Source organism: Sulfobacillus sp. TH-112 (assembly GCF_057473405.1).
On record NZ_JBYCKN010000164.1, the window covers coordinates 1 to 12,097 of the forward strand.

General features: G+C 52.2%; 14 protein-coding genes. 2 read left to right on the forward strand and 12 right to left on the reverse strand.

Features of this window, described 5'->3' with window-relative positions:
• Positions 1-288: hypothetical protein (locus tag ACOJWD_RS11460; RefSeq protein ID WP_486993367.1), on the reverse strand; the 288-nt coding region annotated here is incomplete at its 3' end.
• Complete coding sequence (locus ACOJWD_RS11465; RefSeq protein WP_486993368.1) at positions 288-1,562, reverse strand: NAD(P)/FAD-dependent oxidoreductase; 1,275 nt, start codon at positions 1,560-1,562, stop codon at positions 288-290. The genes ACOJWD_RS11465 and ACOJWD_RS11460, both read right to left, overlap by 1 nt.
• Before the next feature lie 677 nt (positions 1,563-2,239).
• Between ACOJWD_RS11465 and ACOJWD_RS11470 the strand changes: the two genes are divergently transcribed.
• Together ACOJWD_RS11470 and merA are read left to right on the forward strand one after the other, a co-directional pair.
• The gene (locus ACOJWD_RS11470; protein ID WP_486993369.1) at positions 2,240-2,578 is read left to right on the forward strand and encodes an ArsR/SmtB family transcription factor; all 339 of its coding nucleotides are present in this window, start codon (positions 2,240-2,242) and stop codon (positions 2,576-2,578) included.
• A 93-nt stretch (positions 2,579-2,671) separates the two neighbouring features.
• Positions 2,672-4,333 carry a mercury(II) reductase gene (merA, locus tag ACOJWD_RS11475; RefSeq protein ID WP_486993370.1) on the forward strand — a complete coding sequence of 554 codons (1,662 nt, stop codon included), beginning with the start codon at positions 2,672-2,674 and terminating at the stop codon, positions 4,331-4,333.
• A 14-nt stretch (positions 4,334-4,347) separates the two neighbouring features.
• On the opposite strand, the gene ACOJWD_RS11480 is transcribed toward merA, so the two are convergent.
• From ACOJWD_RS11480 to ACOJWD_RS11525, 10 genes are all read right to left on the reverse strand, one after another.
• Positions 4,348-5,406, reverse strand: a complete 1,059-nt coding sequence (locus ACOJWD_RS11480) for a GerAB/ArcD/ProY family transporter (RefSeq protein ID WP_486993371.1) — start codon at positions 5,404-5,406, stop codon at positions 4,348-4,350.
• A gap of 2 nt (positions 5,407-5,408) precedes the next feature.
• Positions 5,409-6,497, reverse strand: coding sequence for a Ger(x)C family spore germination protein (locus tag ACOJWD_RS11485; RefSeq protein ID WP_486993372.1), 1,089 nt, complete (start codon positions 6,495-6,497; stop codon positions 5,409-5,411).
• Complete coding sequence (locus ACOJWD_RS11490) at positions 6,494-7,996, reverse strand: spore germination protein (RefSeq protein ID WP_486993373.1); 1,503 nt, start codon at positions 7,994-7,996, stop codon at positions 6,494-6,496. The genes ACOJWD_RS11485 and ACOJWD_RS11490 overlap by 4 nt, the downstream gene beginning before the upstream one ends.
• 222 nt (positions 7,997-8,218) lie before the next feature.
• Positions 8,219-9,202 carry an alpha/beta hydrolase family protein gene (locus ACOJWD_RS11495; protein ID WP_486993374.1) on the reverse strand — a complete coding sequence of 328 codons (984 nt, stop codon included), beginning with the start codon at positions 9,200-9,202 and terminating at the stop codon, positions 8,219-8,221.
• Positions 9,203-9,274: 72 nt separating this feature from the next.
• Positions 9,275-9,619: a heavy metal-binding domain-containing protein gene (locus ACOJWD_RS11500; protein ID WP_486993404.1), complete on the reverse strand. Its 345-nt coding sequence runs from the start codon at positions 9,617-9,619 to the stop codon at positions 9,275-9,277.
• A gap of 14 nt (positions 9,620-9,633) precedes the next feature.
• Positions 9,634-10,383, reverse strand: a complete 750-nt coding sequence (locus ACOJWD_RS11505; protein WP_486993375.1) for a hypothetical protein — start codon at positions 10,381-10,383, stop codon at positions 9,634-9,636.
• Positions 10,373-11,269: an ABC transporter ATP-binding protein gene (locus tag ACOJWD_RS11510; RefSeq protein ID WP_486993376.1), complete on the reverse strand. Its 897-nt coding sequence runs from the start codon at positions 11,267-11,269 to the stop codon at positions 10,373-10,375. The genes ACOJWD_RS11505 and ACOJWD_RS11510 overlap by 11 nt, the downstream gene beginning before the upstream one ends.
• A gap of 2 nt (positions 11,270-11,271) precedes the next feature.
• Entirely contained in the window at positions 11,272-11,637 is a 366-nt protein-coding gene (locus ACOJWD_RS11515; protein WP_486993377.1) for a GntR family transcriptional regulator, read from the reverse strand.
• Positions 11,638-11,650: 13 nt separating this feature from the next.
• Positions 11,651-11,809 (reverse strand): hypothetical protein, encoded by a 159-nt coding sequence (locus ACOJWD_RS11520; RefSeq protein WP_486993378.1) that lies wholly within the window; start codon positions 11,807-11,809, stop codon positions 11,651-11,653.
• Between the two features lie 47 nt (positions 11,810-11,856).
• A complete protein-coding gene (locus ACOJWD_RS11525; RefSeq protein ID WP_486993379.1) occupies positions 11,857-12,096 on the reverse strand; it encodes a hypothetical protein in 240 nt (79 codons plus the stop codon).
• Position 12,097 lies beyond the last annotated feature (1 nt).

The window sequence follows — 12,097 nt, forward strand, 5'->3', positions numbered from 1 at the left end:
ATTGACGTTCTCTTCCGAGAACATCGAGGAAATGAGGGCGACCGCGGTGTGGATACGTCGTAGGGTCCCATCTTTTGACCATTCAACAAGCATAGTGAGGGTTTCTTCAACAGCGGACAAGGTGTCCGATGGAACAATATTTGCGGCATGTTCGACATAGTCAATCGCCACGCTCCCAAGAGGTCCCTCCAAGGCCTCATGGACAACATTGACCCACTCGCCCAGTTTCGCAATGCCCTGCCACTGCTCTTCAGATAATGGGCACACCGCGTGTGTACCAGACGCCATCATGGCACACTCCTTCCCAGAAGTTCGGCAAACAGGTCCGCAGCGGGCAGTCCCCACGGTGGCACCTTTCCATTAGTGCGAAAGAACATATTTTTGTATTGCAATTTTAAGAGGAAGGGTATTCGACCCATACGGAAAATCTCTCGGTCTCCCCCGTACCAGGTGTTTGAACTAATATAGAAGGCTTCATTGGCTCCCATGTCTCCAATACAATCGACAATAGGTATGAACTTACCCTCATCTGTGCCTAGGCGAATTAATCCTAAATCGTGACTAATTTGTTGCGCTACGACTTCCGCTTCCCGGTGTGCTAAAATGCCTAACTTAGGAACGGTGACGGCCGCGGCATCGCCGCATGCAAAGACATTAGAATATTTGGGATTACGCATCGTCATATCGGTTTCGATGAAGCCCACATCGTCGGAAATAGGGAGATCGTGAAGAAACGGATGAGCAACCCAATCCGGAAAAATAATCTTGAGCTCCGCTTCAATGGACGGCCCATGAATAAATTCAATGCCGTCTTTGGTCAGACGCTTGATGTCTCCGGTCTTATTAACATAGTGATATCCCATATCACCAGCGATTTTGAGGAGACCATGAACGATGCCCATCCCGGCATCTTCGGCAATCCACTCGGCCGGAGTAAAGACAGAAACATTTTCCGGCCCCCCATAGTGATGTGACTTTAACCAATTGCCCATGCTCAACATGACCTCAATCGGTGGTCCTTCACAACCGGCGTCTGCGCTAGGGACATATTGCGTAGAGTAGCTCCCTTGGTGAAAGTGGGCGGATCCTACGGCCACTGGTCCTCCTTGGTATTGCCCGTATAGATAGCGTCGCAATTGATTGCCGTAATAGGTATCACTGACGGTGTGCCCGAATTCCGCAAACCCTTCGATTTGGTCATAGGCTAATCGCGCGCCCAAAGCTACGACCAAGTAGTCATAGTGAACTTGAGCCACTGCACTGCCCAATCTTTCCGTAGGCATGAATTCTACGACTTGTCGTTCTACGTCGATCGAGTGGACATCGCCTAAGATAAAGTTTAGATTGTCCTCTTGCATGGCGGGGAGGAGAGGCATCTGCATAGAATACAGTGGATTACGATTTTCTAATACCTCGATACCAATATTCGGTACAAACAACAAGTAGGGCTTTCGATCGATGACCGTAATATCCGTGTTGTCCTGCGTTTTTTGACGCAATTCCTGCGCCACTCCCAATCCAGCGAAATTGGAACCAAGCACCACAATATGCGGTTTTGCCATAAAATACTTCACCTCCGTGAATTGGTATTCCCATTAGAAGTCATCGCACTCTGGAATGATTTGTATCCGCAACTCCAACGTGCCACTTCTTTTGGCCCCGTGGGAATGGGATTTCGCAGACCATCCGGAAATCCGAAAACTACACGCAGATTAATGCAACAAAATGTAAATGCTGTCCCGGACGCTCCAACAGTCACTGCACCTTGGTGAGTGGTTCTCTCCACAAACAGGGCGCCGTTCTCAGCCGAGGCAACGGTGACCGTGGCTCAAAGGACGCGACGTCGAAACCCGATGATAGTCAACCAATTAGTGAAAGGGTTACTCCCCGATCATGAAGCGGTGCAAGGTCCTATGTCCTCTAATCCCAATAGAGGCCGATTATGGCCCTCCCTATCCATGACAATTTACAGGCATTGAGTCCATTAAAGGCGAAGACAGACCTTGAGGAGATCGCATAAAACGCTGGGGGTACAAGATGCACCCTCACCTTGTCCGAACGCCACACGGCACGATTTAAAGTCCCAGCCTGGTTTCTCTACCATCACGATTGTCGCCCTATCATTTAGACGCTCTGTAGAGTGTACTTGAGGCAGTCACATCTGGCAGCGCCTTTCCATCAGATTGATTATAACCCCATCATATTGTAATATCAGAATATGAGCGCGTGGAGGTATCCAATGAACGACTATACTATCCAGAACTATCCATTGTGGGCTGACTTTTGGCAGGCTTTAGGTCATCCGATCCGCTTGCAGGTATTAGAAGCTCTACGCAGAGAAGGTAACCTTAATGTGGGGCAGTTGGTAAGTCATCTCAAAGTGGGACAGGGTCACTTGTCGAATCATCTTGCTTGCCTCAAGAACTGCGGCTTGGTCACCACGGAGCCTCGAGGGCGCTATGTATACTACCGATTAGCGGATGAGCGCGTTCATACGCTATTGGACCTCGGCGCTGCCATCTTCGGCGACCATTGGACAGCAGTGGCAAGCTGTACCATCGTCAGCCGGCATCCGTGACAAATAATTTGTAAAGTACGGTGAATACATTTCCCTTTCAACTGCCCTGATAGAGAGATTCGGTACCATGAATCGATAACGGAGGAAGATATCGTGTCCAGTACCCAACACTATGAGATGACGATTGATGGAATGACGTGTAGTGACTGTGAATTCCACATTAGTCAGGCACTCGCGCTCTGTGGCGCTGAAGATATCCACGCCAATTTTCATCGTGGCGAGGCCACGTTTGTTGCGAGCGCGGATGTCGCCTACCACGAAGCACGCCTCGCCGTAGAAAAAATAGGTTATCATGTGGTGGGTATTCGACAAAATCAGTCATTCCCGGTCCAAGAGGTGCTACCTAATCCGGCTTTTGACTATGACTTAGTCATCGTGGGATCCGGAAGCGCAGCCTTTGCGGCAGCCATCGAAGCTCGCGGTGCGGGTGCGCGGGTAGCCATCATTGAACGCGATACGCTGGGGGGGACCTGTGTCAATGTGGGTTGTATTCCATCGAAAGCCCTCCTGCGCGCAGCCGAGGTACATCACCAAGCGTCACACAACCCGTTTCTGGGTTTAAGAACTAGCGCCGAAAGACCGGACTTGAGCACCCTAGTGAAAGAAAAAGACGCTCTCGTGAACGTGATGCGCCAAGAAAAGTACGCCAATCTCATTCGTGAATATCACATTGACCTCATCTCAGGTGAAGCGCGATTCCTAGACGATCAGTCCCTCGTCGTCGGCGATCGCATCATTAAAGGAGACCGCTACATCATCGCCACAGGCGCTCGCCCGCATATCCCAAGAATTGCGGGATTAGCTGATATCCCGTACATGACAAGCACATCCATACTCAACCTATCTGAACCGCCGCGCCATCTCATTGTCATCGGTTCGGGCTATATCGCGATGGAATTAGGACAATTGTTTCGTCGTCTGGGATCAAAAGTCACCTTGATTCAGCGCGGAAAAGAACTGATGCCAACTTATGATGTCGAGGTGCGTGAAGTCATTACCAAGATGCTCAATGACGCCAAAATCAATATTATCTCGGGAGCGCAATACCAACGTGTGGCAGGAAAGGCACAAGATATCAACGTGGTTCTCACTGTAAAGGGAAGAGAGCAAGTGATTCATGGCGATGCATTGTTGGTCGCGGCGGGTCGAGATGCCAATATTGAGGCGCTCAATCTTTCCGCTGCACGAGTTGACATGGACGTGCATAATCAGCCACTCTTTGATGCTCATTTAAAGACCAGCAATCCGCGCATATACTTGGCGGGAGATGTCACCTTGGGTCCCCAATTTGTGTACGTGGCCGCCTATGAAGGAAAAATCGCCGCGCAAAATGCGCTTGGACTCACTCCCTCACCCGCAACCCTCAATTTGGAGGTGGTGCCCACGGTCACTTTTACACAGCCTGCCATAGCGTCTGTGGGACTCACCCAAGGAGAAGCAGAGCACCAGGGCATCCCGGTAAAATCTTCGATTTTGCCGCTTTCTGCTGTGCCTCGAGCCCTGGTGAACCGTGATACTCAAGGAGTCATCAAATTAGTAGCCGAGATTGATACCGGGCGCATCCGCGGGGCCCAAGTGGTCGCCGAAAATGCTGGAGATCTCATCTATTCCATGGTACTCGCGATTAATCATCGACTGACCATTACCGATTTAACGAATACCCTGGCACCATATCTTACGATGTCGGAAGGGTTGAAGCTAGCAGCCCTGGGTTTTGATACCGACATCACCAAGTTGTCGTGCTGTGCTGGGTAGCACGCCAGATTGGCCTACTGCGCTGTATCCAACCTTGGACGCGAACGAAAATAGAAAAGTGCGCGTAATGCCCAAAGCACGGCCAGTTCCATGACTAAATAATATCCCGCCAGCGGGTCGAACCCCTTCACTAAAAATCGACTCGATGTTTGAGGGGAGGTGATGGCGAGCGCAATACCCCCCCAAAGAACCACTGCAGCAGCAGTCAGTCCCTGGCGCCAATGAAGCGTCAGGGGTTTTAGCATCAATCCGATTCTAAGATGAATAATGAGCCCCAACGTGACGCCGAGGGTCCACGTAAATACAACCACGATTCCCACACGTGACAGGAAAAAGGTACTGTCCAATGTGACGTTTTCCATCGTCATCACCACCGGCCAACGGCTAGCAATAATCCCATCAGGTCCGAGTGATCCCATTGCCACAGCATACAGTGCAACCAAAAATACCCACGGCAATCCTACAGCCAGCACCCGCCACTTGGCCGATGGCGGCTCGGCCAAGCGCGCGCCGATGCGGCGCAACGTCAGGCCCAGTGGAAGACCCATATACGCCATGGCGCGTAGTCCGTGAATAAGGGGAAAAATCGCGATGACCTGGTTTGGAAAGAGAACCCGAGGATGATGGACATTCAGGCTCGCCAAGGCAAAGAGCCCGAACGACACGACCAAGAGAATGGGCACCCAGAATTGGCTCAGACGCCAGGCTGTCGACGCAGACCGATTGACCGCCCACCATACCGTGCATAGCAACGGCGCCATCAAGGCCCATCGAGGTGTATTGAAGTAATAGAACATTTGTAACATGCCGCCTAGTTGGTTTAGCAAGAGACCATCCAAAAGCCACACTCCGGCTAACGCCACTCCATCCAACATCAATGTGACTTTCGGATGCCCACTCTTTCCGGGGACACTGAGCGCAATGGTGATTCCCCAGGCGAGTGCCATCATTAATATCAACCCGGCATTCTGCCCAGCTGCTTTCACAATGTAGAGTGGCCAAATGAAGAGTCCGGCCGTGAGCATACTCGCTGACATGATCCACAAGAGATTGAGCCGATTGAGCTGCTCCACAGCTATTGTAAGACCCCCTCTTCCCGTAAGTGAAAATGAACCGTGGTGACCACCGACCACCCTCTCCACGATAGCGGGCCGCCCTCGTCTTTGGAGTGTTCCCACAATTCCGCGCGGTGCCATCCCATGGGGTCAGTGTGCGTCTCTTTGGCCTCCTGCCATGCCGCTGCCACTCGTTTGAGAATAGCTTTTGCTGCGGCATTTTCGACCTCCTGGTCTCGGGCTATACTGTCAGATGGTGTGGTAGTCCCTAACACCACCCCGGAATAATTGAGTGTCACGTGCATGACCACCTGACGCCCGTGTCGCGAAAATTGCCATCTCCGTGAGCCTCGAATGAGCCCCACGACCAGCGGCACGTGCTGCATCTCAATATTGATACTATCTTTGAGCACGCGACCCGTGAGATACGCCCAGCCAGCCGTCGCCTGGGCGGGCCAGGCGACCATCCGATTCGATCCCATCACTGCGAGCTGTGTCAAGCGGAATCGTTCCCCCTTTGCCGCAATCATGACCACGGCGGGAGAGATTCCGGACGTAGCATCGGCGTCCCACAATCTCCACGCGCGCCCAGGCCAGCGAAATGCTTGACATCGACACACCATCGCATTGTATACAGCAACCTCGGGAACGACTTCGGTTGGAGGCGCTAATGCTGCCACCGCTCCTGCATGCTGCGCTCCAACAACCCAAGTGGTGAGTACAAATCGCCCGGAGTCGGCCATGGTGTTCAGTATCGAGCGCCACGTTTGCGGTGCCAAACGAGTGGACAGACACAGCACTCGCACTTGACCTAAATACAACGTCCGGCTCTCTTCTCGTTGAGCCGCCAGGAGTGCCTGAATAAGATTTCTACCGGTCACGTGAACGGTATAAAACTCCTGCGACTGGGGAGTTGTAGCCAAACTTCCCGCCGTCGCGGTCACATTCGGAAAGGTAAATGTATAGTCTTCGGTGCCGCGACGACTTCCGGGATCAATACCGATGGCAGAGACGGCGGCCCGCGTTTCGACCGGATGTTGGTCCCAGCACCCTCCCAGACATAGTGTCAGGCAAACCAAGCCCAGAGCGAATGCCTTTTTCTTCCTCACGAAAAGTCGTCCATCCACTGCAGTTCCGTGGCTTGGCTCTCAGTCAAACGCCGTCCCAAGTGGCGCCAGGGAATTCTCCATAGCGAATTCGTTAAATCTTTTGGACGCCACGGGCTAAATGGTACTAAATAGGGGGTCCCAAAAGAGGTCAAACTCAGTAACTCAATCGACAACAAGAGGGTCACCAAAACCATGCCGTAAATCCCCAACACAAAAGCACTCAATAAAAGAGCCCAGCTCACCAGGCGCCAACTGGCTAAGAGTTCATATGTCGGCACGCTGAAGAGGCTAAGTGCCGTAAAGGTCATAAGCACAATAATCTGAGGGCTGACAAATCCCGCCTTAATGACCGCGGTGCCCACCACGATCGCTCCCACCGTACCGATGGTCGTCGCTAACACTTTGGGTAAGCGCACGGCCGCTTCGCGCAGAATCTCGATGACTAAGATCATCACTACCACTTCCACAAACGGAGTAAAGGGTAGTCCCGTGTGGCTGCCGGCTACGATATCAAACAGGGTGGGCGAGATGAGGTCAGGATTCACTTCCGTGAGCGCAATATACCAGCCGGGGAGCATGACGCCAAAGGCAAACGCCATCAGGCGAATAACGCGAACGAACGAGGCGTCATACCACGCCGCACTATAATCCTCCGAAGTTCGGTAGAAATCCCCGAGGCTACACGGGACCGTAATCATAAAAGGATCCCCATTGACCGCGACAGCCACCTTACCACTGGCCAATTGTAGCGTTACCCAATCAACTCGCTCGCTATATCGTACCGTAGGAAAGAGAGCCCAGGGTTCATCGCGAATGAGACTCCCGATACGCGTGGCATTAGTCGGCGTGTCGATTGATAGCTGTTGCAGCCGCGTTCGTACGGTATTAACCACCTGGGTGGAGGCCAATCCCTCCACATAGAGAAGAGCACAAGCCAAGGGAAACCGTGTCCCGATCGTGATTGTCTCCACATGGACTGACGGCTCGGGTAACCGCTCCCGGACCTGTGCGATCTTAAGGGCATTCGGTTCCACAAACGCTTCTTGTGAGCCGCGGATGGACTGCTCCGTTCCTGGTTCGTTGACCGCACGGTGCGGAGGATTCGCGACATCTAGCGATACCGCCCCCGACACCCCATCTGCGACAAACACCGCTTGTCCCGTCCATACCGCATATAGTACCTGATGCCAGCCAGAAAGCTTGTGGCGAAGGAGGCCCGAGTGCATCATTTCTTGAAACGGTTTGCCCGCAGTCAAAATGGTGGCGAGAAGGTTCTGTTCGATGAGTCCGCCCAGATAGATGACACATCCGCCTTGAAGTGTCTGCACCACCAAATCTGCAGCCGTGGATCGATATTGCCCCAGTATGGTTATAAGCGCTTTCACATCTCCGCGATCCAAGGCTGCTTGAGCAACCTGGCCTTGCAGCGAAACGGTCCATGTCTCCAACATGGTGAGTAGTCGCTGAATCTCTTCCTGAGGAAACACCGCTCCGTTCATGTGGGTCCTCACTCTCAGATTTTCCCTTAGCATGGCCGGATTAAATCGCAATATACACTATTGACACCTCTATACCCATCAAGAAAGAATCAGCTCAAAGTCCGCCTTTCGATAAACTCAGTGGCAGATCTTCCGACAGGCTCCGCACGAGCGGTTGAGGTATATTCTGTCCCATGTCCTCGTCAATATCTCGGTACCTCTGATGGTCCTCTACCATGGTCACTATGGTCTGGTACACGAGCGAAGCCAACCTACTATCTTACTCAGTGCTTCTGGATCAAGTGACGTACCGTCTGCATTGTAGCGACGAGCCACCTCCGGAGCACTTAATGCTGACCGTTCTACTGATTCATACTTTAAGAGATGATTGGCATTGGACGGATAGACAAAGGCGATATGGGGCATATCGGCGGTGGCCACCTCTAACGGCTCACCATCACTCCGCCAATCTACCTGAATATCCTTCTTCCCAATCACCACCAATACCGGAACCTCAATCTTCGTAATCAAGGGCACTGTATTTTCTCGCCACAATTCCCGCGAAAACGGAAGATTCATCGGCGATTCCAGTGAGGCAATGAGGGCTTGAACGCCTTCCGGAAGCGCAGCATCGGGACTCGCCGGTTCCCCGTTCTCAAACCGCCCGATGGCTTCATCATATAACGCCAAAAGGGCATCGCCATTGGACACCATTTGTGCCTGCTCGGCCAATTGCGAACGCGCAACCACTGCCACCGGACGGCCGGGAGGCGCGGCTAATATGATGCCTGCCAAAGGAATAGCGGGCTCTTCCAACTGATAGTGAAGAACGTGCAGGGTCCCCTCACTATTACCCAATCCAAAAATCTCCTCGGGTCGTATAAAAGGCATGGATGCCAATTTTGCTACTGCCCCCGCATACTCCTCGCGGTGCGAATTCATACTTAAGGCGCCGGCTAGAGAACGCATATTCTCCATCGCATGCGCTCCCGAAGCGCGCTTATCATACCGTAATGTGGCAAATCCGTGTTCTGCTAGGGACTCAGCCAAGAGCCGAGCACTACCATTTTCCCCAGGCAACAATGGCGAATTCCACTCTCGATCGGTCGGACCACTACCCGCGGCCATAACCACGGCGGGAAACGGCCCTTCACCGTCAGGGACGACGATACTCCCGTACACCGTGGTCGACTCTAATGGCCATTGCACTTCAAGACTCTTTGACATTGATTCAGCCCTCCAATACAATCTTGATGCCACCGAACCATCTACCGTAAGATGTTCCGCCGACATCAATCGCTATTCGTGAGCACCCATGCCGGTTGCACGCGGCTCCAAAATCACTGCGGTTCCGTAGGCAACAATTTCACTCATGGTTTGACCTAATTCCGATGAATCGAACCGCATGGCCACGACACCATTAGCACCGAGTTCCGCGGCATTCTGCTTCAGCCGGTCTAATGCATGGCCTCGCGCTTGTTCCAGCATCTCCGTATATTCCTTAATCTCCCCTCCGGCTAGTGAACGCAATCCTGCGACAACATTGCCCCCAAATCCACGACTTCTCACCACCACCCCAAAGACCGTCCCCAGTGTCTTTACCACAGACATTCGTTCTACCGTCGGTGTTGTTACCGTCACCACGTCCATAGCATCACTCATAGTTGATCCCTCCCATGATAAGGTACAAATTCCTGATTTCCCGCCACCCAAAGACTGATGAGCCCCACCCCTATCGTCATCACCACAGCAAGTGCTAAATGTTCCCATAGTAATGACAGGTGCGCATATGGAGAGGTATTCGCGATATATTTTAATGGCGAGAACACGCCCATCGCGGGCACACTCGCCGTAATCACACTCCACACAAAAATCCCTAGTCCAACCCCCATAACCGAATAGCCACTGTGTAAAAGCCACACGACGGCACTCATGAGCCAAAGCACTCCAATAAATCCGACCGTGATCAAAACCACCGATAGCACATAGGGAATAATAGGTAGGTAGTGTCCTGTGAAAAGGCTCATTAACCACAATACTGCGCTCGAAGAGCAAGCGATGAACGCCACCTCTCCTGTGCCAATCACCGCTTTTCGCCAAGCGACTTGCCACCGCGTTAGTGGCAACTGCGCCAAAAATTCCACGGTACCTGATTGCCACTCTCGAGCGATGCTCCCATACGCCCAAGCCACCACAGCGACCAAAAGAATTTCCGGCAAATCCTCACCAAACCATCCGTAGGCAAAATGCGGATACTGAAGTAAAAGCAACATACTGTGGGGCAATCTCTGTGACGATGATGGATGAATGAGTCCGAACAACAGCGGAAATATCACCGCAATCAGCCATCCACTCCCGGTAAGAATGGGTACGCGCCACCTCCCTTCCCACAACTCCTTATTCCACATGGTCAGCCACCCGATCTTCAAACAGTTGCTCCAATGATACGGGATAGTGCGTCCAATCCACGATGCGTCTGTACTCTAACCAAGCGCGAACCTTTGTCTCGTCGAATCCTCGAACATATACGGTTGCTTGCTGCTCACTGCACACGATACGGTGAGCACCGGGAAGTCGAGCTAAATCGAGCACCTCCTCATGATGTCTAAGCGTTACCAGATGGTCCTCTTCTAAGAGTGTTTCAAGCGATCCAACGGTAACTAACCGTCCTTTGTGCAAAATAGCAACATCCTGTGCGACATCGCGAATTTCCTCGATCCTATGCGACGACATAATCACGGTCCGTCCGTTATCATACGCCCCTTCGATTAACTGAATGAGGAATTCTCGTCTCACTAGAGGGTCTAATCCGTTGGTCGGTTCATCCAACAACAGGAGTTCAGCCTGATGGGCTAGTGCAAAGGCCAACGCTACGAGAACCCGCTGCCCTTGACTCATCAAGTAGACGCGCTTGTCCCGAGGAACGGAAAAACGTTTAAGTACGCGATCAAACTCGCCGCTATCCCACGAAGAAAATACGGATCTGCCGATTCGCTCCAGTCGATTGGCCGTGAAGGACGCTGGTATAGTACTTCTTTCGGCAATATAACCGACACGCTGACGCATGGCTGGAGAATCAGCGACAATATCATGGTCACCAATCCATCCACTTCCTTCACTGGGGCGCACAATGCCCATGAGCAAGCGTAAGAGGGTTGTTTTCCCTGCTCCGTTCAATCCCAAGAGCCCGACAATGTGTCCGACTGGAACAGCCCACGATATGTCCTTCAAGATGGACACGCCATCATACTCCTTGCCGATACTCTGCAAACGCACCGCCGATGCCGACCCCATGGTCAATTTTCCTCGCTTTCCATAGCTTGGAGCGCCTCAAGACACCAGTGTTTTACCTCTCCCGCAGTCCATCCCAATTCGTAGAGTTTCCGCATGCCCTCAAGAATGGTGTGCTTCCACCGACCAACCTCCTGAGTGGTATCTAATACAAATGACCCTCGTCCTATGACCGTCTCAATCACGCCCGACTTTTCTAGCTCTTGATAGGCACGAGCCACGGTATTAGGATTGACTACTAAGCTTGCGGCCACTGCACGGACTGTAGGCAGCCTATCACCAGGTTGATAGATACCGCGACGGATGTCTTCTTGAACCGCCATAACTAATTGGCGGTACAATGGTTCATTCCCCCCTGGCAACAAAAACACCCGGCTCACTCCTCTATTGTACTAGTACAATGTAAATGTCTACCACACCGATGTCAATAATCGGTGTGGTTAAAAGCCAATACGATTCTCCAACAACGCTTTCTTTTCCGCCTGTAACTCCCTCATTAATAGTCATCGTAAATCGGGAAGCTAAACGCAAGTTGGCTGCCATCAGACGGCTTCCACCCTGATTCGGACATGAAGTGAACTCCGAGCCTATTAGGGCTCTTCAGAAGCGGACCTCGGACTCTCTACTTTTTTAGGAGAAGGTCTAATGCCGGGTTCCTTCCGCACCGGTACCGTCACCGCACGCGAGTCAGGGATATGGAGCGATAGGGTCAGCCCGAAGACTCCATATAGTGCGAGCAATAATGCGACGATACCAGCCACAACCCAGGGCCACGGCAGTACGACTTTCCGCTGACTACTTTTTACACGCTGATGCCGATTTTCTTCCATA